Origin of the sequence: Pseudomonas oligotrophica (genome assembly GCF_021726475.1) — a bacterium.
Classification (GTDB): Bacteria; Pseudomonadota; Gammaproteobacteria; order Pseudomonadales; family Pseudomonadaceae; genus Stutzerimonas; species Stutzerimonas oligotrophica.
On sequence record NZ_JAKJRU010000001.1, the window covers coordinates 304,411 to 326,534 of the forward strand.

The 22,124-nt window shown below is 69.8% G+C and carries 23 protein-coding genes; 9 read left to right on the top strand and 14 right to left on the bottom strand.

What is annotated here, in order from left to right:
• Positions 1-60: 60 nt before the first annotated feature.
• The 11 genes from L3N39_RS01450 to phnC are packed head-to-tail and all read right to left on the bottom strand — an operon-like array spanning position 61 to position 9,221.
• A complete protein-coding gene (locus L3N39_RS01450; protein ID WP_237255438.1) occupies positions 61-1,206 on the bottom strand; it encodes an alpha-D-ribose 1-methylphosphonate 5-triphosphate diphosphatase in 1,146 nt (381 codons plus the stop codon).
• Complete coding sequence (phnL, locus tag L3N39_RS01455) at positions 1,196-1,900, bottom strand: phosphonate C-P lyase system protein PhnL (protein WP_237255439.1); 705 nt, start codon at positions 1,898-1,900, stop codon at positions 1,196-1,198. Before phnL ends, L3N39_RS01450 begins: the two co-directional genes overlap by 11 nt.
• A gap of 11 nt (positions 1,901-1,911) precedes the next feature.
• The gene (phnK, locus tag L3N39_RS01460) at positions 1,912-2,724 is read right to left on the bottom strand and encodes a phosphonate C-P lyase system protein PhnK (protein ID WP_200597128.1); all 813 of its coding nucleotides are present in this window, start codon (positions 2,722-2,724) and stop codon (positions 1,912-1,914) included.
• On the bottom strand, positions 2,721-3,590 hold the full coding sequence (locus L3N39_RS01465; protein ID WP_237255440.1) for an alpha-D-ribose 1-methylphosphonate 5-phosphate C-P-lyase PhnJ: 870 nt from the start codon (positions 3,588-3,590) through the stop codon (positions 2,721-2,723). The genes phnK and L3N39_RS01465 overlap by 4 nt, the downstream gene beginning before the upstream one ends.
• Positions 3,587-4,696: a carbon-phosphorus lyase complex subunit gene (locus L3N39_RS01470; protein WP_237255441.1), complete on the bottom strand. Its 1,110-nt coding sequence runs from the start codon at positions 4,694-4,696 to the stop codon at positions 3,587-3,589. Before L3N39_RS01470 ends, L3N39_RS01465 begins: the two co-directional genes overlap by 4 nt.
• Positions 4,696-5,304: a phosphonate C-P lyase system protein PhnH gene (gene phnH, locus L3N39_RS01475; RefSeq protein ID WP_237255442.1), complete on the bottom strand. Its 609-nt coding sequence runs from the start codon at positions 5,302-5,304 to the stop codon at positions 4,696-4,698. The genes L3N39_RS01470 and phnH overlap by 1 nt, the downstream gene beginning before the upstream one ends.
• Positions 5,304-5,750, bottom strand: coding sequence for a phosphonate C-P lyase system protein PhnG (phnG, locus tag L3N39_RS01480; protein ID WP_054094298.1), 447 nt, complete (start codon positions 5,748-5,750; stop codon positions 5,304-5,306). Before phnG ends, phnH begins: the two co-directional genes overlap by 1 nt.
• A gap of 11 nt (positions 5,751-5,761) precedes the next feature.
• On the bottom strand, positions 5,762-6,469 hold the full coding sequence (gene phnF / locus L3N39_RS01485; RefSeq protein ID WP_237255443.1) for a phosphonate metabolism transcriptional regulator PhnF: 708 nt from the start codon (positions 6,467-6,469) through the stop codon (positions 5,762-5,764).
• A 31-nt stretch (positions 6,470-6,500) separates the two neighbouring features.
• Positions 6,501-7,295 carry a phosphonate ABC transporter, permease protein PhnE gene (phnE, locus tag L3N39_RS01490; protein ID WP_237255444.1) on the bottom strand — a complete coding sequence of 265 codons (795 nt, stop codon included), beginning with the start codon at positions 7,293-7,295 and terminating at the stop codon, positions 6,501-6,503.
• Positions 7,296-7,350: 55 nt separating this feature from the next.
• Positions 7,351-8,352 carry a phosphonate ABC transporter substrate-binding protein gene (gene phnD / locus L3N39_RS01495; protein WP_237255445.1) on the bottom strand — a complete coding sequence of 334 codons (1,002 nt, stop codon included), beginning with the start codon at positions 8,350-8,352 and terminating at the stop codon, positions 7,351-7,353.
• Positions 8,353-8,393: 41 nt separating this feature from the next.
• The gene (phnC, locus tag L3N39_RS01500; RefSeq protein ID WP_138300688.1) at positions 8,394-9,221 is read right to left on the bottom strand and encodes a phosphonate ABC transporter ATP-binding protein; all 828 of its coding nucleotides are present in this window, start codon (positions 9,219-9,221) and stop codon (positions 8,394-8,396) included.
• A 246-nt stretch (positions 9,222-9,467) separates the two neighbouring features.
• Between phnC and L3N39_RS01505 the strand changes: the two genes are divergently transcribed.
• The gene (locus L3N39_RS01505) at positions 9,468-10,232 is read left to right on the top strand and encodes an SDR family NAD(P)-dependent oxidoreductase (protein WP_237255446.1); all 765 of its coding nucleotides are present in this window, start codon (positions 9,468-9,470) and stop codon (positions 10,230-10,232) included.
• 8 nt (positions 10,233-10,240) lie between these two features.
• Here L3N39_RS01505 and L3N39_RS01510 read toward each other — a convergent pair whose 3' ends face one another.
• Together L3N39_RS01510 and L3N39_RS01515 are read right to left on the bottom strand one after the other, a co-directional pair.
• Positions 10,241-10,474 carry an MTH895/ArsE family thioredoxin-like protein gene (locus L3N39_RS01510; RefSeq protein ID WP_237255447.1) on the bottom strand — a complete coding sequence of 78 codons (234 nt, stop codon included), beginning with the start codon at positions 10,472-10,474 and terminating at the stop codon, positions 10,241-10,243.
• Positions 10,475-10,484: 10 nt separating this feature from the next.
• Positions 10,485-11,846 carry a permease gene (locus L3N39_RS01515; protein ID WP_237255448.1) on the bottom strand — a complete coding sequence of 454 codons (1,362 nt, stop codon included), beginning with the start codon at positions 11,844-11,846 and terminating at the stop codon, positions 10,485-10,487.
• A gap of 277 nt (positions 11,847-12,123) precedes the next feature.
• On the opposite strand from L3N39_RS01515, the gene L3N39_RS01520 reads away from it, so the two are divergent.
• The 6 genes from L3N39_RS01520 (at position 12,124) to arsJ (ending at position 16,526) form a co-directional block, all read left to right on the top strand.
• Positions 12,124-12,480 (top strand): metalloregulator ArsR/SmtB family transcription factor, encoded by a 357-nt coding sequence (locus tag L3N39_RS01520; RefSeq protein ID WP_237255449.1) that lies wholly within the window; start codon positions 12,124-12,126, stop codon positions 12,478-12,480.
• Between the two features lie 16 nt (positions 12,481-12,496).
• Positions 12,497-13,207: an arsenical resistance protein ArsH gene (arsH, locus tag L3N39_RS01525; protein WP_237255450.1), complete on the top strand. Its 711-nt coding sequence runs from the start codon at positions 12,497-12,499 to the stop codon at positions 13,205-13,207.
• A 19-nt stretch (positions 13,208-13,226) separates the two neighbouring features.
• Complete coding sequence (locus L3N39_RS01530; protein WP_237255451.1) at positions 13,227-13,721, top strand: phosphatase domain-containing putative toxin; 495 nt, start codon at positions 13,227-13,229, stop codon at positions 13,719-13,721.
• 9 nt (positions 13,722-13,730) lie between these two features.
• Positions 13,731-14,057 carry a YnfA family protein gene (locus L3N39_RS01535; RefSeq protein WP_237255452.1) on the top strand — a complete coding sequence of 109 codons (327 nt, stop codon included), beginning with the start codon at positions 13,731-13,733 and terminating at the stop codon, positions 14,055-14,057.
• Between the two features lie 15 nt (positions 14,058-14,072).
• Positions 14,073-15,077, top strand: coding sequence for an ArsJ-associated glyceraldehyde-3-phosphate dehydrogenase (locus L3N39_RS01540; protein ID WP_237255453.1), 1,005 nt, complete (start codon positions 14,073-14,075; stop codon positions 15,075-15,077).
• 222 nt (positions 15,078-15,299) lie between these two features.
• A complete protein-coding gene (gene arsJ / locus L3N39_RS01545; RefSeq protein WP_237255454.1) occupies positions 15,300-16,526 on the top strand; it encodes an organoarsenical effux MFS transporter ArsJ in 1,227 nt (408 codons plus the stop codon).
• A gap of 10 nt (positions 16,527-16,536) precedes the next feature.
• Here arsJ and L3N39_RS01550 read toward each other — a convergent pair whose 3' ends face one another.
• Positions 16,537-18,837 (bottom strand): multiheme c-type cytochrome, encoded by a 2,301-nt coding sequence (locus L3N39_RS01550; RefSeq protein ID WP_237255455.1) that lies wholly within the window; start codon positions 18,835-18,837, stop codon positions 16,537-16,539.
• A gap of 190 nt (positions 18,838-19,027) precedes the next feature.
• Here L3N39_RS01550 and L3N39_RS01555 point away from each other — a divergent pair, with 190 nt between their 5' ends.
• Together L3N39_RS01555 and L3N39_RS01560 are read left to right on the top strand one after the other, a co-directional pair.
• On the top strand, positions 19,028-20,323 hold the full coding sequence (locus tag L3N39_RS01555) for an OprD family porin (RefSeq protein ID WP_237255456.1): 1,296 nt from the start codon (positions 19,028-19,030) through the stop codon (positions 20,321-20,323).
• Positions 20,324-20,424: 101 nt separating this feature from the next.
• On the top strand, positions 20,425-22,095 hold the full coding sequence (locus tag L3N39_RS01560; RefSeq protein ID WP_237255457.1) for an arylsulfatase: 1,671 nt from the start codon (positions 20,425-20,427) through the stop codon (positions 22,093-22,095).
• Positions 22,096-22,124: the final 29 nt, after the last annotated feature.

Consider the following 22,124-nt stretch of genomic DNA (forward strand, 5'->3'; position numbering starts at 1 on the left):
GTGCCGGCATCGTAGCGGCAACCGGCCCGGCATGGGCCAGCATTGCGCGACGCGACAGCATCAGAACACCCTCCGGCCCTGGCGCCAGACCTGGCCGATCACCGGCTGGCCCTTGTGCACCTGCGCCTGGACCAGGTCGGCGCGCAGGCCGACGGCGATCTCGCCGCGATCATCCAGCCCGGCCGCGCGGGCCGGCGCCAGGCTGATGGTGGCGATGGCACGCGGCAGGTCGTAGCCGTTGTCCTGCTCGGCCAGGCCCAGCGCGGCCTGCAGCAGGCTGGCCGGGTAGTAGTCGCTGGAGAGGATGTCCAGCACGCCGCGCCGGGCCAGGTCGGCAGCGGCGATATTGCCCGAGTGCGAGCCGCCACGGACGATGTTCGGCGCGCCCATCAGTACCTTCAGCCCACGTGCGTGGCTGGCCTCGGCGGCCTCGAAGGTGGTCGGGAATTCGGCGATGGCCATGCCGTAGTCCGCCGACTCGGTTACGTGTTCCAGGGTCGCGTCGTCGTGGCTGGCCAGCGCCAGGTCGCGGCCCTGGCAGATATCGACGATGGCGGCGCGCTGCTGGTCGCTGTGCCGCGCCGAGTTGGCCAGCTGCTCGCTGACGAAGGCATCCATCTCCGCCGGGCTCAGGTGGTACTTGCCCATGTAGTACTCGCGGTACTTCTCCATGCGCGCGAACTGGCGCTGGCCGGGCGCGTGGTCCATCACCGAGACCAGCTGCACCAGCGGCTGCTCGACCAGCTCGCGGAACAGCTCCAGGCATAGCGGGTGGCTGACTTCGCAGCGCAGGTGCAGGCGGTGTTCGGCGCGGGTCTGCCCGGCCGCTTCGGCCTCGGCGATGGCCTCGAGCATCACGCCGAGCTGCTGCATGCGCTTGCCCTTGGGGTTGATGTCGCCGATCGACAGCGCATCGAACACCGTGGTGATGCCGGCGGCGACGATCTGCGCGTCATGGGTCAGTACTGCCGAGGCGGACGGCCAGTCCACGCCGGGGCGCGGGCTCATGTGCTTTTCCAGGTTGTCGGTGTGCAGTTCCACCAGCCCCGGCAGCAGCAGGTCGCCGCCCAGGTCCTGGGCCTGCGGCAGGCTGCTGGCGCCCTCGCTGATATCGGCGATCAGGCCGTCGCGGATCAGCAGGCTGCCGTGGATCACCTGATCGGCCAGCACCAGGCGGGCGTTGCTGAGTATCTGTTCAGCTGGCATGGGCCAGGTCCTCCTGCGTCATGTCCAGGTAACGGTCGGCGACGGCCTCGCGGATCGCGCGGTCATGGAAAATGCCGATCAGCGCGCTGCCGGCGGCCTTGGCCTCGTCGATCAGTTCCAGCACCACGCCGGCGTTGGCTTCGTCCAGCGAGGCGGTGGGCTCGTCGAGCAGCATCACCGGCCAGCTGACCATGAAGCCGCGCGCCAGGTTGACGCGCTGCTGCTCGCCGCCGGAAAAGGTGCCGGGGGCGAGCTGCCAGAGCCGCTCGGGAATGTTCAGCCGGGTCAGCAGCGCCTCCGCCCGCACCTCGGCATCGACACGGCTCCAGCCGCGCGCCAGCGCCGGTTCCATCACCACCTCGAGCGCCGGCACTCGCGGGATCACCCGCAGGAACTGGCTGACATAGCCCAGCGTCTGCCGGCGCACGGCGAGGACCTGGCGCGGCTCGGCACCGACCAGCTCCAGCCAGTCACCGGCATGGCGGATACGGATGCTGCCGCCGGCCGGCAGGTAGTTGCCGTACAGCGTGCGCAGCAGGGTCGACTTGCCGGCGCCGGACTGGCCGTGCAGCACCAGGCACTCGCCGGCGGCGACGGTGAAGTTCAGCCCGCGCAGCACCTGCAGGCTGACGCCGTGCTGCTGGTGCAGGGTGAAGGTCTTGGCGAGGTCGCGGACCTCGATCAGGTTCGTCATGACGGATTCCTTCATGGCTGCAGCACCGAGGACACCAGGAGCTGCGTATAGGGGTGCTGCGGGTCGTCGAGGATCTGGTCGGTCAGGCCCGACTCCACCACCCGCGAGCGACGCATCACCATCAGCCGGTCGGCCAGCAGTCGTGCCACGGCGAGGTCGTGGGTGACGATCACCACCGCGAGATCCAGCTCGCGCACCAGCCCGCGCAAGAGGTCGAGCAGACGTGCCTGCACCGACACGTCGAGGCCGCCGGTGGGTTCGTCCATGAACACCAGCTTCGGGCTGGAGACCAGGTTGCGGGCGATCTGCAGGCGCTGCTGCATGCCGCCGGAGAAGGTCCGCGGCAGGTCGTCGATGCGCGCCGGGTCGATCTCCACCTGTCTGAGCCAGTCCAGCCCGGCGGCGCGCAGCTGGCCGTAATGCCTGACGCCCTGGGCCATCAGCCGCTCGCCGATGTTGGCGCCGGCAGAAACGCCCATGCGCAGGCCGTCGCGCGGGTTCTGCTCGACGAAGCCCCACTCCGTGCGCAGCAGCGTGCGCCGCTCGGCCTCGCTGGCGGCGTAGAGGTCGAGCCAGTCGCCGGCAGCGTCGCGGTAGAGCACCGTGCCGCGATCCGGCGGGCAGCGGCCGCAGAGCAGCGAGAGCAGGGTGGACTTGCCCGAGCCGGACTCGCCGACGATGCCCAGCACTTCGCCGGGGTAGAGGTCGAAGGACACGCCCTGGCAGCCCTTGTCCGGGCCGTACAGGCGGGTCAGGTCGCGCACCGCGAACAGCGGCTCGGTGCCGGTGCTCGCGGCGGGCAGCAGTTGTTCGGCGGCGCTCATGGGCGGCTCTCCTGGGGCTGGGCGCGCTGCGCGCAATAGTCGGTATCCGAGCAGACGAACTGCTTGGTCCCGGCGTCGTCGACGATCAGCTCGTCGAGGTAGGAATCGCCGCTGCCACAGATGGCGCAGCACTGTTCCCATTGCTGGATCTGGAAGGGGTGATCCTCGAAGTCCAGGCTGATCACGCGGGTGTACGGCGGCACGGCGTAGAGGCGCTTCTCGCGGCCGGCGCCGAACAGCATCAGCGCCGGGCTGCGGTCCAGCTTGGGGTTGTCGAATTTGGGAATCGGCGAGGGGTCCATCACGTAGCGCCCATCCACCGTCACCGGGTAGGCGTAGCTGGTGGCGATGTGGCCGAAGGTGGCGATGTCCTCGTAGAGCTTCACGTGCATCACGCCGTAGTCGCCCAGCGCGTGCATGGTGCGCGTCTCGGTTTCCGACGGCTCGATGAAGCGCAGCGGCTCGGGGATCGGCACCTGGTAGACCATGATCTGCCCGGCGGCGAGCGGGGTTTCCGGGATGCGGTGGCGGGTCTGGATCACCGTCGCTTCCGGGGTGCGTTCGGTGGTGGCGACCCCGGCGGTGCGGGCGAAGAAGCGGCGGATCGACACCGCGTTGGTGGTGTCGTCGGCGCCCTGGTCGATCACCTTGAGCACGTCGTCGGCGCCGAGAATGGCCGCGGTCAGCTGCATGCCGCCGGTGCCCCAGCCATAGGGCAGCGGCATCTCGCGACCGCCGAAGGGCACCTGATAGCCGGGAATGGCGACTGCCTTGAGCAGCGCGCGGCGGATCATGCGCTTGGTCTGCTCGTCGAGGTAGGCGAAGTTGTAGCCCGCCTCGCGGGCGGGAATGGCCTGTGCATTCATGCGCGTTTCTCCTTAGCTGGCGTCTCGGCGTCGGCTTCGGTCTGCTCGGCTTGCGGCTGGCGCAGCTTGCGGATCAGCTCCAGTTCGGACTGGAAGTCGACGTAGTGCGGCAACTTCAGGTGCGAGACGAAACCGGCGGCCTCGACGTTGTCGCAGTGCATCAGGACGAATTCCTCCTGCTGCGCCGGGCCCTGCACTTCCTCGCCGTACTCGCCGGCACGCAGCGCGCGGTCGACCAGCGCCATGCCCATCGCCTTGCGCTCGGCATAACCGAAGGCCAGGCCGTAGCCGCGGGTGAACTGCGCCTGCTCGGCGCTCTCGCCGACGAACTGGTTGACCATCTCGCACTCGGTCAGCTCGATCTCGCCGAGGCAGACCGGAAAGCCCAGCTCCTGCGGCTCGATCCAGACCTCGGCGGTACCGATGCGAATCTCGCCGGCGAACGGGTGGTTGCGGCCGTAGCCGCGCTGGGTCGAGTAGCCCAGCGCTAGGAGAAAGCCCTCGTCGCCGCGCGCCAGTGCCTGCAGGCGTTCGGCGCGACTCGCCGGCAGCTCCAGCGGCTCGCGGGTGAGGTCCGGCACCGGCTCGCCGCGGTCGATTTCCGGGGTCATCAGGCCCTCCTCGCCGAGCAGGCCGAGTACCCGCGGGCAGTTGCTCAGCGTGGTGTTTTCATCCACCGGCGGGCCGGGGCGTTCGCCTTCGGCGAGCAGGGCGAAATCCAGCAGGCGGTGGGTGTAGTCGAAGGTCGGGCCGAGCAGCTGGTCGCCGGGCACGTCCTTGAAGGTCGCCGAGATGCGCCGGCTGAGCTGCATGGCGCCGGTGTTCAGCGGCAGGCTTTCGGCCAGGCGCGGCAGCGTGGTGCGGTAGGCGCGCAAGAGGAAGATCGCCTCGACCAGATCGCCTGCGGCCTGCTTGATCGCCAGCGCGGCGAGTTCCTCGTCATACAGCGAGCCTTCGCTCATCACTCGCGCCACGGCGAGCGGCAGCTGCTGGCGAATCTGTTCGACGCCGAGTTCGGCGATGCCGGTATCGCCACGGCGCTTCTTCGCCAGCAGCGCGTGGGCGTTGTCGATGGCCTGTTCGCCACCCTTGACCGCGACGTACATCAGGCCACCTCCTGCAGCGAATCGCCGATGCGCGTGCTACGCGGCAGGCCGAGCACTTCGCCTTCAGCGCAGAACAGGGCATCGAGCCCGCGCGGGAAGTCATTGCGTGCGGCGCGCTGCTGCCAGAACGCCGGTTTCAGCGGCAGGCCGACCAGGCGGCTGCCGTCGATGCCTGGGCCCTGCCAGCTCAGCGCCGGGCCGCGGTCGAGACGGTCGAGCTGGATCAGCAGCGTGCAGGACTGGTCCGGGTAGCGCTCGCTGCCGTTGTAGAAGCCGGAGAGGTCGTCCAGCGCGGCGGCGTCGAGCAGGGCGAACATGGCCTCCTCACGCGCCTCGACGATCGGGCAGCCGCAGTGGAAGGCCAGGTTGGCGCGAATCGCCGGGGTGTCGAAGGCCGGCGCCAGCCACAGTGGTGTGTCGTTATCCAGCAGGCTCAGGCACAGCGCGTAGCTGGCGGCCTGCAGATGGTCGATGGCGGCGACGTTGACCAGCGGCTGGCACGTGCCCGGCTCGGCCAGGGACTTGAGCGCGGCGCGAAAGCTCTTCTGTGCATCCAGCACCGGGTCGGCGAAGGCGGCCTGCAACAGGTCGGATGGGGCGCTATTCATCAGTCTTCTCCTCGCAGCAGCGTGAAGAACTCCACGCGGGTAGTGGCGGTTTCGGCAGCCTTTTGCGCGGCACGGCGGGCCTGCGCGACGGCCAGCGGTTCGATCAGCTCGGCGAGCCAGCGGCTCTGTTGCGGGCCTTGCAGATGGGCATCGGCGAGCGCGGCGAGCTCGGCCTGGCGCTTGTCGCGGCCGGCGCGGTAGCTGTAGCCGGTGCTGCCATCGGCCAGGCGCACCACGCAGCGGGTGACGCTCATCTCGCCGAGGTTGAACGGCGCGCCGGTGCCGCCCATGCGGCCGCGCACCAGGGTCATGCCGATTTCCGCGGGGCGGATCAGCTGGTAGGCGCAGTCGCGCAGGTCACTCTCGAAAGGCGCCAGGTCGGCGGCGCTGGCGCGGGCCAGCACGGCCATCCAGCGCTGGCGCGGGGATTGTTCGCGGGTGTGCATGGGGTTCTCCATCAGGTGGCGACCTGGTACTGGAAGCGGTCGGAACGGCTGGCCGAGAGGGCGATCTCCACCGGTCGCCCGCTGGCATCGCAGGACAGGGTGAACACCGACAGCAGCGGCATGCGCAGGGGCATCAGCAGCTGTGCGGCCTCGTCGCGATCGGCCAGGCGTGCGCCGATCAGGCTGAAACGGCGCGTCAGCGGCAGGCCGCGTTCGCCGAGGTAGCGGCGCAGCGAGCCGCCCTGGTAGTCGGCGAGCCGTTCGGCGTGGCTGGCGCAGTAGCGGTGGCGGATCAGGCTGACCGGCTCGCCGTCGAGCAGGCGCAGGGTGCTCAGCTCGATCAGCGCGGCGCCTTCGGCCAGTTGCAGGTGGCGCGCTTCCTCGGCGCTGGCGCTGAGCTGGCGACACGCGAGCAGGCGCGCCTCGGTGCGCACGCCGAGGGCAGCGAGCGCATCGCTGTAGGCACTATCGGCCTGCAGCGGATAGACCAGCGGGCGCTGCAGCACCTGGGTGCCCTTGCCCTGGCGGCGCAGCAGGCGGCCTTCGTGCACCAGCTCGTCGATGGCGCGGCGCAGGGTGTGGCGGTTGACCGAAAAACGCCGCGCCAGCTGCATCTCGCTGGGCAGGAAGTCGCCGCTGCGGTAGTCGCGCAGCTCGCGGCGCAGCACGCCGGCCAGTTCGAGGTAGAGCGGTTCGCTGGGTTGTCTAGACAACTGCATGGCTGAAAAAGGGCGCAGCGGCGCCCACTCCTTAGATGAAGCGCTTGCGCAGGCGCTGGGAGACGAGGTCGATCAGGCTGACCACGGCGACGATGATCAGCAGCAGGGCGGCGGTCTGGCCGAACTGGAAGCCGCGGATGGCCTCCCACAGCAGTACGCCGATGCCGCCGGCGCCGACCATGCCGACCACCGTGGCCGAGCGCACGTTGGATTCGAAGCGGTACAACGAGTAGGAAATCCACAGCGGCAGCACCTGCGGAATCACCCCGAAGATGACTTCCTGCAGCGCACTGGCGCCGGTGGCACGCACGCCTTCCACCGGGCCCGGCTCGATGGCTTCCACCGCTTCGGCGAACAGCTTGGCGAGCACGCCGGTGGTGCTGATCCACAGCGCCAGCACGCCGGCGAAGGGGCCGAGGCCGACGGCGACGACGAAGAGCATGGCGAAGACCATCTCGTTGATCGAACGGCAGGCGTCCATCAGCCGGCGCACCGGCTGGTAGACCCACCATGGCACGATGTTCTCGGAGCTGAGAATGCCCAGCGGGATGGCGCAGACGATCGCCAGCAGGGTGCCCCAGAGGGCGATGTGCACCGTGGTGATCATCTCCCTGAGGTACAGCTGCCAGTTGCTGAAGTCCGGCGGGAAGAAGTCGGCGGCAAAGGTCGCCATGTTGGCGCTGTCGCGGATCAGCAGCAGCGGATTCATCTCCGCGCCCTGCCAGGACCAGGCCAGCACGGCCAGGCACAGGGTCCAGCCGGCCAGGCGCGGCCAGCTGCGCTTCTCGGGGTTCGCCAGGGGCGGCGTGGTGCTCAGGGTGGTCATCCGGGGTTCTCGCAAGCGGCGCGGACGTGGCGCCAGGCGCCACGTCCGGCGTGGGTCAGCTGGCCTTGGCGGCCTTGTTTTGCTCGAGCTCGGCCATGCGCTGCTCCAGCTTGGCCAGTTCCTGGTCGAGCGCCTGCAGCTGCGCCTCGCGCTCGCTGTCGGCGAGCTTGGCGTCGGCGGCGACTTCGCTGCGCTTCTTGAACAGTTCGAGCTGGCGGATCGGCAGCAGCTGGTCGTTGTCCGAGGCGCGGAACGGCGCCCACTGCAGCGCGGCGAGGATTTCCTTCTCGGCCGGCTTGGCGCCGTAGGTCATGAAGAACTCGCGGACGCGCTGCTTCTGTTCGTCGGTCAGGCTCTTGCGCCAGACCAGCGGGTCGGAGGGGATCAGCGGCGAGGTCCAGATCACCTTCAGCTGCGCGGCCTTGTCTGGCGCGGTGATCATCAGGCGCTCCATGCTCTCGCTGTTGAAGGTGCCGACGTCGACCTGCTTGTTGGCCACCGAGAGGGCGTTGACCTCGTGGCTGCCGTTGAGGGTGCGCTTGAAGATGCGGCTGGCGTCGGCCTTGTTGCGGGCGAACACGTAGTAGCCGGGTACCAGGTAGCCGGAGGTGGAGTTCGGATCGCCGTTGGCGAAGGTCAGCTCCTTGGCCTTGGCCAGCACGTCCTCGACCGAGTTCAGGGCGCTGTCCTGATGCACGATCAGGTGGCTGTAGTAGCCCTCGCTGCCGTTGGCGGCGACGGTCTGGGCGAAGATCTCGCCGCCGGCGCGATCCACCGCTTCCATCGCCGACTTGTTGCCGTACCAGGCCAGGTCGACCTTGTCGAAGCGCATGCCCTGGATCACCCCGGCATAGTCGGGGGCGAAGAAGGCCTTCACCTGGTAGCCGGTCTGCTCGCTCATGTCGGCGAGGAAGGGCTCCCAGATGCTGCGCAGGTTCTGCGACGACTCGGTGGAAATGATGCCGAAGGTCAGGGTCTCGGCGGCCTGGGCGGTGCCGAACATCGCACCAGCGAGCAGGGTGGAGGCGGCGAGCGCACGGCTGAAGCGTTTCAACATGGAGGTCACTCCTGGTGTGGCGTTGGTTGTCGGGGTGCGGTTCAGCCGTTGACCAGCTGCAGCGTGCGCGGCTCGGCGCCGCGCGTGCGGTCGGAGAACAGCAGGCTGGCGTCCAGGTCGGCGCCGTAGAGGTCGTTGAGCAGGCGGTCGCCGAGCGCCGCCGACGGGCCGTCGTAGTGGATGCGCCCGTGCTTGAGCGCCACCGCGCGGGAGCAGTAGCGCAGCGCGTAGTCGACCTGATGCAGGGTCACCACCACGGTCTTGCCGTCCTCGCGGTTGATGTCGGCGAGGATTTCCATGACCTTGCGCGCCGACTCCGGGTCGAGCGAGGCGATGGGTTCGTCGGCGAGGATCACCTCGGCCTGCTGGGTCAGCGCACGGGCGATCGCCACCCGCTGCTGCTGGCCGCCGGAAAGGGTCGAGGCGCGCTGGTCGGCGCGCTCGGCCAGGCCGACGCGTTCCAGCGCGGTCATGGCCTGGCGCTTCTGCGCGTCGCTGAACAGGCCCAGCGAGCCGCGCCAGCGCGGCATGCGGCCGAGAAAGCCGAGCAGGACGTTGTCCAGCACGCTGAGGCGGCCGACCAGGTTGAACTGCTGGAAGATGTAGCCGATCTCGGCGCGCAGGCGGCGCACCTCGCCGTGCAGGCGGCCGGTGGCCTGCACCTCGCGGCCGAGCACCTCGATGCGCCCGCCGCGCTCGCGGTCGCAGCAGGCCAGGCCGGCCAGGTGGCGCAGCAGGGTCGACTTGCCCGAGCCGGAGGCGCCGATCAGAGCCACCATCTCGCCCGGTTGCACCGACAGCTTCAGGTCGAACAGCGCCTGCTTGCCGGCAAAGCTCTTGTTCAGTCGCTCGACGGAAATTGCGTTCATCGTCTTGCCTCTCGTCTGTGGGTGGCCGGGCAGGCGGCCAACTTGTCTAGACGAGAAGGTAGGGGGCGGCTGTTTCAGTCCGGCGAAGGCTGCATGAAGCTGCGATGACCTTTCGGTGACGCTCGATGACAGCAGGCCGTGCGATCAGCGCACGCGAGGCTTTGCCTGCCCGGCGATCGCCCCTAAGCTGGTGCGGTTTTCATCGCGGCGCCGTCTACCCGGCCCGCCAGTCAGAGAGGACGACCCATGACCCAGAAGATCGTGTTCATCACCGGCGCCACCTCCGGCTTCGGCCGCGCCACCGCCCGGCGCTTCGCCGAGGCCGGCTGGGCGCTGGTGCTCACCGGGCGGCGCAGCGAGCGTCTGGAGGCGTTGCAGCAGGAGCTGGCGGCCAAGGTGCCGGTGCACATCGCCACCCTCGACGTGCGCCACGCCGGCGCGGTGCGCGACGTAGTCGAGCAGTTGCCCGAGGCGTTCCGCCAGGTGCACTGCCTGGTCAACAACGCCGGCCTGGCGCTGGCGCCGCAACCGGCGCAGCAGGTCGACCTGGCCGACTGGCACACCATGATCGATACCAACGTCACCGGCCTGGTCAACGTCACCCATGCGCTGCTGCCGACGCTGATCGCCACCGGTGCCGGCGCCAGCATCGTCAACATCGGCTCGGTGGCCGGGCACTGGCCGTACCCGGGCGGCCACGTCTACGGCGCGACCAAGGCCTTCGTCGAGCAGTTCGGCTACAACCTGCGCTGCGACCTCCTGGGCACCGGCGTGCGCGTCACCGACATCGCCCCGGGCATGGCCGAGACCGAGTTCACCCTGGTCCGCACCAAGGGCGACCAGGCCGCCAGCGACCGCCTCTACCGCGGCACCACGCCGCTGACCGCCGAGGACATCGCCGAGCAGATCTTCTACGTCGCCAGCCTGCCGGAGCACATCAACATCAACCGCCTGGAAGTGATGCCGACCCGCCAGGCCTGGTCGCCGTTCAACATCGACCGCGACCAGTAAGCGGCGCGTCAGCGGCCGAGCAGCACCTCCAGTTCGTTGCTGCTCGGCACCTTGCCCTCGACCAGGATCTCGTCGTCTGCCGCCAGCGCCGGGGTGCGCAGCACGCCGGCATCGATGATGGCGTTGACGTCGGTGACCTTCTCCACCGCGACCTCGAGGCCCAGGCGCCGCGCCGCGGCCTCGGCATTCAGGGCCAGCTGCTGGCACTTGGCGCAGCCGGAGCCATAGACGGTCAGTTTCATCGCGTTCTCCTCAGAACAATTGGCCGTAGAGATAGCCCGTGAGCGTGGCCATCGCCACCACCAGCAGGCAGTACACCAGCGTCTTCTGCGTGCCCAGCACGGTGCGGATCACCAGCATGTTGGGGATCGACAGCGCCGGGCCGGCCAGCAGCAGCGCCAGCGCCGGGCCCTTGCCCATGCCGGCGCCGAGTAGGCCCTCGACGATCGGCACCTCGGTCAGCGTCGAGAAGTACATGAAGGCGCCGAGCACCGCGGCGATCAGCGTCGAGCCGAGGCTGTTGTCGCCCACCGCCCAGGCCACCCAGTGCGAGGGGATCAGCCCCTCGTGCCCCGGGCGCCCGAGCAGCAGGCCGGCGAGCAGCACGCCGCCAAGCAGCAGCGGCACGATCTGCCGGGTGAAGTCCCAGCTCTGCGCGACCCACTCCTGGCCGGCGGCATTCTCGCGGCTGGCCAGCAGCATCAGCCCGCCGATGCCGATCAGCATCGCCAGCTCCGGCCACTGCGGGCGCAGCAGCGCGACCAGCCCGAGCAGCACGGCGAGCACCAGCAGCGGCCCGGGCGCCCACTGCCAGCGGCGCACCAGCAGCAGGCCGAGCAGGGCGGCCAGCAGCGCGGTGATCGGCCACTTCCAGGCATGCACGGCCATCCAGGCGGCGCTGTCGGCTTGCGCCCAGTTGGCGAACACCAGGATGCCGATCATCAGGCCGAACAGCGCCACCACGTCGCCCAGCGGATGGCCGTCGTCATCGGCGGCGAAGCCGCGTGCGCCCTTGGCAGCGCGGGCGCTTTCCTCGCGCCGGTAGAGCAGCTGCATCAGCACGCCGATCAGAACCGAGAAGAGGATCGCGCCCAGCGCGCGGGCGATGCCCAGCTCGGCGCCGAGCACCTTGGCGGTGACCACGATGGCCATCAGGTTGATCGCCGGCCCGGCATAGAGAAAGGTGATCGCCGGCCCGAGCCCGGCGCCGCGGCGATAGATGCCGCCGAACAGCGGCAGCACGGTGCACGAGCAGACCGCCAGCAGGGTCCCGGACAGCGAGGCGACGCCGAAGGCCACCGGCTTCGGCGCGCGCGGCCCGAGGTGGCGCATCACCGCGCCCTGGCTGATGTACACCGCCAGCGCCCCGGCGATGACGAAGGCCGGCAGCAGGCAGAGGATCACATGCTCGCGGGCGTACCAGCGGGTCAGGTGCAGCCCCTCGAGCACGGCGTTCTCGAAGCGCGGCTGTCCCATCGGCAGGAAGAAGATCAGCGCGAACAGCGCGCCCATGCCCAGCAGCAGGCGCGCCTCGCCGGGGCGCCCGCGCCAGAAGCCGAGCAGGTGCTGGAACAGGGAAGGCCGGCTGGCGGGGGTGGTTTCGAGCTCGGGCATCGATGGCGCTCCCGGGATGACGGCCCGCCGCGGGCCATCGCTTGCCACAGGCTACGCCGCCCGTGCGGCCGATTCGTTGATCTGGACCGGTGTCGGCTTACCGGCACCGGTCCAGGACCGTTGACGAACCGCATCGGCGATAAGCCATGTGGGATATTGAATACATATGGATAGTCGAATATTTATTATCTAGAAAAAAAGAGTTCTATGGAAATAAGGGCTTTACCGAATATTCGAATATGCATATGTTTGCAGGCCTACCTGCGCCGAGCCTCCGATGACCGAACACCTGACCCCGCCGCTGCTCTGCAAGGCCCTGGCCGACGAGACCCGCACGCGCATCGCCCTGCTGGTCGCCCGCGAGGGCGAGCTGTGCGTCTGCGAGCTGGTCGGCGCGCTCGGCGAGAGCCAGCCAAAGGTCTCGCGCCATCTGGCCCAGCTGCGCAGCAGCGGCCTGCTCGCCGACCGTCGCCAGGGCCAGTGGGTCTACTACCGGCTGCACCCGGACCTGCCGGACTGGGTGCACGAACTGCTCAAGCTGATGCTCGATTCCAACCGCCACTGGCTCGACCCGCAGGCACGCCGGCTGGCCGGGATGAGCGAACGCCCCGGCCGCGCCTCGCTGTGCGGCTGAAACCACCGGAGCCGCCATGCACGATCTACCCAACCTCGTCGCCGATCTGCTGCAGCAGCCCGATCCCGAGCGGCTCGGCGCCGCCGGCGCACCGGCACATCCGCCGCGCATCCTGCTGCTCTACGGTTCCTGCCGCGAGCGCTCCTACAGCCGCCTGCTGAGCGAAGAGGCTGCGCGCCTGCTGCAGGCCTTCGGCTGCGAGACGCGGATCTTCGACCCGTCCGGCCTGCCGCTGCCGGACGATGCGCCCGATACGCACCCGAAGGTGCAGGAGCTGCGCGAGCTGGTGCTCTGGTCGGAAGGCCAGGTGTGGTGCTCGCCGGAGCGCCACGGCGCGATGAGCGCGGTGTTCAAGGCGCAGATCGACTGGATCCCGCTGACGCTCGGCGCGCTGCGCCCGACCCAGGGCAAGACCCTGGCGCTGATGCAGGTCTGCGGCGGTTCGCAGTCGTTCAACGCGGTCAACCAGATGCGCGTGCTCGGCCGCTGGATGCGCATGTTCACCATCCCCAACCAGTCCTCGGTGGCCAAGGCCTACCTGGAGTTCGACGAGGCCGGGCGCATGCAGCCCTCGGCCTACTACGACCGGCTGGTCGACGTGATGGAGGAACTGGTCAAGTTCACCCTCTTGCTGCGCGGGCGTGCCGACTACCTGGTCGAGCGCTACTCCGAGCGCAAGGAATCGGCCGAGGCGCTGTCGGCGCGGGTCAACCAGCGCACCCTCTGAACGCCCAAGGAAATCCAACGTGTCCCATCCCTACGACATCCTCGACGTCCCCGGCTGTTCCGGTCGGCTGATCTTCACCCCCTGCCCGGGGAGCAGGGAAACCGGCGTGGCCGAGGCCCTCGACACCCTGCGGGCGGCCGGCGCCGAGGCGCTGGTCACCCTGATGCCGGCCGCCGAGCTGGAGCAGAACCAGGCCGGCGAACTGCCGGCGCTGTGCGCCGCACGCGACCTGCAATGGTTCCACCTGCCGGTGGCCGATGAGCAGGTGCCGCTGGATGACTTCGACGCCGCCTGGCGCCAGGCCCGCGAACGCATCCAGGCGCTGCTCGACGAGGGCCGCGGCGTCGCCATCCACTGCAAGGGTGGTTCCGGGCGCACCGGGCTGATCGCCGCGCGCATCCTCATCGACCGTGGCCTGCCGCGCGCCGAGGCGGTGACCCGGGTCCAGGCCCTGCGGCCCAAGGCCATCCAGCATCCGGCACATGTCGCCTGGCTCGGGCAGTTCGGCCAGTAGGCGGCCTGCATGCTGAAGACCTTCGCGCTGTTCGCCGTGACCGCCGTGGCCGAGATCGTCGGCTGCTACCTGCCGTACCTCTGGCTGCGCCAGGGCAAGAGCGCCTGGCTGCTGCTGCCGGCGGCGGCCTCGCTGGCGCTGTTCGCCTGGCTGTTGTCGCTGCACCCGACCGCGGCCGGGCGGGTGTATGCGGCCTACGGCGGCGTCTACATCGGCGCGGCGATCCTCTGGCTGTGGATCGTCGACGGCATAAGGCCCACGGGTTGGGACCTGCTGGGTTCGGCAGTGGCCCTCGCCGGCATGGCCATCATCATGTTCGCGCCGCGTGGCGCCTGATTCGAGGACTGCTTCATGACCATCAAGGTAGGCATCAACGGCTTCGGCCGCATCGGACGGCTGGCGCTGCGCGCGGCCTGGGGCTGGCCGGAGCTGCAGTTCGTGCAGATCAACGACCCGGCCGGCGATGCGGCGGCCCACGCCCACCTGCTCAACTTCGACTCGGTGCACGGCCGCTGGCAGCACGAGGCGGGCAGCGACGGTGACGGCCTGCTGATCGACGGCCAACGCATCCGGGTCACGGCGAACAAGGCCATCGCCGACACCGACTGGTCCGGCTGCGACCTGGTGATCGAGGCCAGCGGCAAGATGAAGAGCGTCGCCGTGCTCGAGGCCTACCTGGCACAGGGCGTCAGGCACGTGGTGGTCAGCGCGCCGGTCAAGGAGCCGGGCGCGCTGAACGTGGTCATGGGCGTCAACGACGGGCTGTTCGACCCGGCCCAGCACCGCATCGTCACCGCTGCGTCCTGCACCACCAACTGCCTGGCGCCGGTGGTCAAGGTGATCCACGAGAACCTCGGCATCCGCCACGGCTCGATCACCACCATCCACGACCTGACCAACACCCAGAGCATCCTCGACCAGCCGCACAAGGACCTGCGCCGCGCCCGCGCCTCGGGGATGAGCCTGATCCCCACCACCACCGGCTCGGCCACCGCCATCGCCGAGATATTCCCCGAACTGCGCGGGCGGTTGAACGGCCACGCCGTGCGCGTGCCGCTGGCCAATGCCTCGCTCACCGACTGCGTGTTCGAAGTGGAACGCGCCACCACCGCCGAGGAGGTGAACCAGCTGCTCAAGGCCGCGGCCGAGGGCGAACTCAGGGGCATCCTCGGCTACGAGGAGCGCCCGCTGGTATCGATCGACTACCGCACCGACCCGCGCTCGTCGATCATCGACGCGCTGTCGACCCTGGTGGTCAACGGCACCCAGGTGAAGCTCTACGCCTGGTACGACAACGAGTGGGGCTACGCCAACCGCACCGTGGAGCTGGCCCGCAAGGTCGGCCTGGCCGAGTGAGGCGCAGGGTGGGAAGCGGCCTCCGGCCTTTTTCACCCAAGACCTTGGCGGTGGGAAATCGCTGCGCGAGTTTCCCACCCTACGCTGGCTTTCGGGATCGGTGCGCAGCCGATCGCGGGCAAGTCCACTCCCACACGGCGCCTGCCCTCACGGACTCGTAGGGTGGAAAACGGCCCTAGGCCTTTTCCACCTGTCCCACCCCAGGCCAGGCCGGACATACTTATGCACGCTCTCACCCGCCTCTCTCCGGAAATCCGCCAGTACCTCGTGGTCACCGGCAACTACTGGGCCTTCACCCTCACCGACGGCGCGCTGCGCATGCTGGTGGTGCTGCATTTCCACGGCCTGGGCTACAGCCCGCTGGCGATCGCCGCGCTGTTCCTGTTCTACGAGATCTTCGGGGTGGTCACCAACCTGGTCGGCGGCTGGCTCGGTGCGCGGCTCGGGCTGAACCGCACGATGAACATCGGCCTCGGCCTGCAGGTGGTGGCGCTGCTGATGCTGACGCTGCCGGCGGCGCTGCTCACGGTGCCCTGGGTGATGGCGGCGCAGGCGCTGTCCGGCATCGCCAAGGACCTCAACAAGATGAGCGCCAAGAGCTCGATCAAGCTGCTGGTGCCGGAGGGCCGGCAGGGCACGCTGTTCAAGTGGGTGGCGCTCTTGACCGGCTCGAAGAACGCGCTCAAGGGCGTCGGCTTCTTCCTCGGCGGCGCGCTGCTGGCGCTGCTCGGCTTCGCCGGGGCGGTGCTGGCGATGGCCGCGGTGCTGGCGCTGGTCTGGCTGGCCAGCCTGCTGCTGCTGAAACGGGACATGGGCAAGGCCAGGCACAAGCCCAAGTTCAGCGAGCTGCTGTCCAAGAGCCGGGCGATCAACATCCTTTCCGCCGCCCGCCTGTTCCTGTTCGGCGCCCGCGACGTCTGGTTCGTGGTGGCGCTGCCGGTGTACCTGTCCGCGACCTTTGGCTGGGACTTCTGGCAGGTCGGCGGCTTTCTTGCCGCCTGGGTGATCGGCTACGGCATCGTGCAGTCATTCGCCCCCCATCTGACCGGCAAGCGCCGCGGCCGGGTACCGGACGGCCGTGCCGCCTTTGTCTGGGCCGCGCTGCTGGGGGCGTTGCCGGCGCTGATCGCCCTCGGCCTGGGCAGCACGCTGCCGGCGCAGCCGCTGCTGATCGGCGGGCTGCTGCTGTTCGGCGTGCTGTTCGCGGTCAACTCCTCGCTGCACAGCTACCTGATCGTCAGCTACGCCCGCGAGGACGGCGTCTCGCTCGACGTCGGCTTCTACTACATGTCCAACGCCCTCGGCCGGCTGCTCGGCACGCTGCTCTCGGGCTGGGTGTTCCAGGCCCATGGCCTGGCGGCCTGCCTCTGGGTGTCGACCGCCTTCGTGTTGCTGGCCGCGCTGATTTCCCTCGGCCTGCCGCGCCACGCCGAGGCTGGCGGCGCCTGAGCCGCTCGCCTCAGCGCGGCGCCAGGCGGGCGCGGGCCTGTTGCAGCAGCGCCCGGGCCTGGCGCGAGCCGGGGTCGACCTGCAGCAGCCGCTCGGCATGCGCGGCCGCGGCCGCCGGCTCGCCCCGCGCCAAGCTGTAGGCAGCCGCCAGCCAGAGCAGGTTGGCGTCGTTGGGGTGCTGCGCCAGGCTGCGCTGCACCAGGGCCAGCGCCTTGCCCGGCGCCTGCGATTGCAGTGCCAGGGCCAGGGCGAAGGCATAGCGCGCCTCGTTCGGCGCCAGTTGCTGCGCCTGTTCGAGCTGGCCGCGGGCTTCGTCCCGGCGTTGCTGGCGCACCAGGCTCAGGCCCAGCGCATAGTGCAGCGCCGCGGTTGCCGGGCGCTGCGCCAGGCCTTCGCGCAGCAACGCCTCGGCGGCGCGTTCGTCGCCGGCGCCGCGGCGCAGTTCGGCCAGCTCCAGATAGGCCGGCACATACAGCGGATCGAGGCGCAGCGCCTGTTGCAAGGCCGCGACGGCCTCGCCCGGGCGGCCCTGGCGCTGGCGCAGGCGGGCCAGCTCGCTGCGTGCCTCGGCGCGATCGGCATGCAGCGCCAGCTGCGCTTCGTATTCGCCCAGGGCGCGGGTGAACGCCGCCTGCCGCGCGACCGGCAGCGGCACGTCGGCCAGCACCCGCGCGGCCTCGCTGCGCACGCTGCGCAGCGGATCGTCGAGCAGCGGCGCCAGCCAGTCGGCGCGTTGCCCGGCCGGCAGGGCCTCGAGTGCACCCAGCGCGGCACGGCGTACCTGCCCATCGGGTTCTTCGAGGGCGGCGCGCAGCGCTGGCCCGTGCGGTGTTGCGCCGGCCTGGCCCAGGCGCGCCGCCGAGCTGGCCCGTACCAGCGGCGGTTGCGCCGGGTCGGCGAGCAGCTCGGCCAGCGCGGCGGCGGCACCCGGCTCGCCACGCCCGGCTGCCGACCAGGTTTCGGCGAAGCGCTGGTAGCCGGGCACGGGCGCCGGGTGGTGGCGACGGATGGCCTGTGCGGCCCAGTCGGCGGAGCGGTCCTGGTGGCAGCCAGTGCAGACGTTGGGCGTGCCGAGTGCGGCGCTCAGGTCCGGGCGCGGGATGCGCAGGCTGTGGTCGCGCCGCGGGTCGATGACCATGTAGGTGGTCTCCGGCATGTGGCAGCTGGTGCACTGCGCGCCGGCCGAGCCGGCCGGGTGGAAGTGATGCCTGGGCGTGTCGAAGGCGGCGGGCGCATGGCACTGGCTGCATAGCGCGTTGCCCTCGGCGCGCAGCTGCTGGCCGTGCGGCTCGTGGCAGTCGCTGCAGGTGACGCCCGCGGCGTGCATGCGGCTCTGCTCGAAGGAGCCGGAGATGAACACCTCCTCGCGCTGCTGGCCGTCGGCGTGGTACAGCCCGGGTTCGAGCAGGGCGGGGCTGTAGTGGTCGAGCAGCGGCTTGCCCGGCTGATAGCCCTCGGCGATCTGGCTGCGCCGTGCGTGGCACTGCGCGCAGATCGGCTGTTCCTTGTGCGCGGCCAGCGGGGTGTCGCGCCGGGCGGTGAGCTGCTCCAGCGTGCGCCGCCAGCTGACCCCGCGGCGCTCGTCGAGCAGCAGCGCCAGGCCCTTGTGCGGCGCCTGGCCACCGTCGCGCGCCCAGCGCAGGTGCGCCGAGCCCGGGCCGTGGCAGGCCTCGCAGCCGACGCTGATCTCCGCCCAGCGCGAGGCGAAGGTGTCGCTGCCGGCGTCGTAGCCCTTGTGCAGGCCGGTCGAATGGCAGTCGGCGCACATGTGGTTCCAGTTCTGCGAAGGCCGCGTCCAGTGCAGCTCGTCGCGGTGGTCGACCGCCTCGTCCGGATAGAGGTGGAACCAGCGCTGGCCGCCGGCAGCGGCCGGGCGGCTGTCCCAGGCGATCGACAGCGCCTGCAGGCGGCCGTCCGGAAATTCCACCAGGTACTGCTGCAGCGGCTCGACGCCGAAGGTGTAGCGGATCTCGAACTCGCCCAACTGGCCGTCGGCGCCGTCGGTCTCGACGAAGAAGCGCCCGTCGCGGCGATAGAAGCGCGAGGCGACGCCGGCGTAGACGAAGCGCGCGTCGGCGAAGTCGCCCAGTACCGTCTCCGGCGTCGCGTGCTGCATCGCGCGGGCGTGCTGCGAGCCGCGCCAGGCCCGGAACTGCTCGGCATGGCAGTCGGCGCAGGCCTGGCTGCCGACATGGCTGGCCGTTTCCTCGGCCCGGCCCTCGCGGCTGCAGGCCAACAGCGCGAACAGCAGCGACAGCAGCAGGGCGCAGGCGGCGCGCAGGGAAGCGGGGCGGCGAAGGGCAGTCGGCATGGCAGGTTCCGCGCGGCTAGGGGGTCGGTGTCAACGGCATGCTGCCCGCGCCCGCCGGCCGGCGGCCAGCCCTCGGCAGACGATAGCTGCGCTTTGACATCAGCGCCTGCGCGCAGCGGATAACGGTCGCCGGCCGGCTTGGAAATACTGGGCACGCAAACAACAACAAGAACCTTGCGGAGACCCACCCATGGCAGCGACAGCCACGCACCCCATCGCCAGGCCGCCCCTGGCGCCTTCACGCAGCAGCGCCCTGACCCGCGCCAGCCTGCTGCTCCTGCTCTGCCCGCTGGCGGCCCAGGCGGACCTGATCGGCGACAGCCAGCTGAACCTCGGCTTGCGCAACTTCTATATCGACCGCGACTTTCGCGGCGACGACCCGGCGCGCTCGCGGGTCGGCAGCTGGACCCAGGGCTTCGACCTGCGCCTGCAGTCCGGCTACACCGAGGGCCCGCTGCAGTTCGGCCTGGATGCCTCGGCGCAGTACGCCTACCGGCTCGATGGCGGCGGCGGGCGCGGCCCGGACACCATCATTCCCTACGATGCCAGCCGGGGCGAGCAGGTCCGCGACTACGGCCGCGCCGCGCTGACCGCCAAGGTGCGCTATTCCAAGACCGAGCTGACCGTTGGCGAACATCGTCCGCGCCTGCCGGTGGCCTTCTTCGATGACAGCCGCCAGCTGGCCAGCACCTACCACGGCGTGCAGATCACCTCGCAGGAGATCGACGGCCTGAGCCTGACCGCCGGACGCTTCAGCGAGATCGCCACGCGCGAGTCGTCCAACCACGAGAAGCTCTACCTGTTCACCCGCCCCGGCGGCCCGCGGCGGCCCAGCGACGGGCTCAACTTCGCCGGCGGCAGCTACGCCTTCGGCCCCAGCCTGTCGGCCACCTACTTCTACGGCCAGCTGGAGGACATCTACCAGCAGCACTACCTGGGCCTTGCGCACAACACTGCGCTGGGCGGCGGCTACAGCCTGAAGACCGACCTGCGCTACTACCACAACCGCGAGGACGGCGAGGCGCTCTACGGCGAGATCGACAACCGCAGCTACGGCCTGCTCAGCGCGCTGAAGAAGGGCGGCCACAGCTTCAGCCTCGGCTACCAGCGCATGCTCGGCGACAGCAACTTCCCGCTGCTCAACGGCTACACCCCGCAGCCGCACCTGGTGAACTGGTCGGCGCTGGCCTTCTACCGCGCCAACGAGAGCTCCTGGCAGGTGCGCTACGACTACGACTTCGCCGCCCAGGGCATCCCCGGCCTGCAGCTGATGACCCGCTACATCCGCGGCAGCGGCATCGACCGCGGCCCGGGCCTGAGCTCCACCGGCGAGAGCGAGCGCGACTTCGTGCTCGGCTACGTGGTGCAGGACGGCCCGCTCAAGGGCCTGGGCTTCAACTGGATGAACATCGACGCCAAGTTCCGCCACGGCAACGACTTCAACGAGAACCGCCTGGCCGCCACCTACACCTGGAAGATCTGGTAAGCCGCCCGGCGGCTGCCATTGCCCGCGTGCTCCCGCCGGGTGCACCGGGTGCAAGGGAAAGGGCCCTGGAGCCCGACCACAACAAGAAGAGGAACCATCCCATGAAACTGAGGCACCTGAGCCTAGCGCTCTGCATCACCGGACTGGCCAGCCTGGCCTGCCAGGCCGCCGAGAAACCGAACTTCCTGATCATCGTCGCCGACGACCTGGGCTACAGCGACCTGGGCAGCTTCGGCGGCGAGATCGAGACGCCCAACCTGGATGCGCTGGCCCAGCAAGGCGTGCGCCTGACCAACTTCCAGGCCGCGCCGACCTGCTCGCCGACCCGCTCGATGCTGCTCAGCGGCACCGACAGCCACCAGGCGGGCCTGGGCAACATGGGCGAGCTGACCCAGGACTTCCAGAAGGGCCAGCCGGGCTACGAGGGCTACCTCAACCAGCGCGTGGCCAACCTCGCCGAGGTCATGCAGGACGCCGGCTACAACACCTACACCACCGGCAAGTGGCACCTGGGGCGCACCGAGGAACTCAGCCCCAAGGCGCGCGGCTTCGACCGCTCGTTCGTGCTGATCCAGGGCGGCGCCAGCCACTTCGATGACCAGAAGGCGATCATCAGCGTCGATCCCAAGGCCATCTACCGCGAGGACGGCAAGCAGGTCGAGGTGCCCAAGGGCTTCTTCTCCAGCGAGTTCTACACCGATCGCCTGATCGACTACATCGAGCAGGACAAGGCCGCAGGCAAGCCGTTCCTGGCGGTGCTCTCCTACACCGCGCCGCACTGGCCGCTGCATGCGCCGGACCAGTGGCTCGACAAGTACCAGGGCCGCTACGCCGAAGGCTACGAGGCGCTGCGCCAGCAACGCCTGGCGCGGATGAAGCAGCTCGGCCTGGTGCCGGCCGACGTCGAGGCCAACACGCCGATGGCCGGCGGCCTGCCCAGCTGGGAGCAGCTCAGCGAGGAGGAGCGCCAGCGCGAGGCGCGCAGCATGGAGATCTACGCGGCGATGGTCGACAACATGGACCATCACATCGGCCGCCTGCTCGAGCACCTGCGCCAGAGCGGCGAACTGGACAACACCTTCGTGCTGTTCATGTCCGACAACGGCGCCGACGGCAACAGCCCGATCGACCTGCCGGGCAACCGCGAGTGGATGGCCAGCGACTTCGACAACAGCCTGCAGAACATGGGCCGCAAGGGTTCCTACATCGACTACGGCGCGCAGTGGGCGCAGGTCGGCGCCACGCCGTTCCCGTTCTTCAAGGGCTTTACCAGCCAGGGTGGCACCTCGGTGCCGGTGATCATCCGCCACCCCAGCCTGAACGCGCAGGCCGGCAGCCTGAACAAGCAGTTCTTCCACGTGATGGACGTGATGCCGACCATCCTCGAGCTGGCCGGTGTCAAGCACCCCGGCACGCAGTTCCGCGGCCGCGAGGTGCAGCCCATGCAGGGCGTGTCGATGCTCGCCGGGCTGCAGGGCCAGGCGGTGGCCGAGCGCGCGGTGGGCTGGGAGCTGTTCGGCCGCCGCGCCCTGCGCAAGGGTGACTGGAAGATGACCTGGATGACCGCGCCCTACGGCAGCGCCGAGTGGCAGCTCTACAACCTGGCCAAGGACCCGGTCGAGGCGCATGACCTGGCCAAGGCCGAGCCGGCCAAGCTGGCCGAGCTCAAGCAGGAGTGGGACGCCTACGTGCAGCGCAACAACGTGCTGCTCGGCCCGGTGAAGATCAAGTACGGCTTCGAGACCTGCCTGTACGAGCACTGCTTCAAGTAACCCGCCTGACACGCACTGCCTGAAACCCC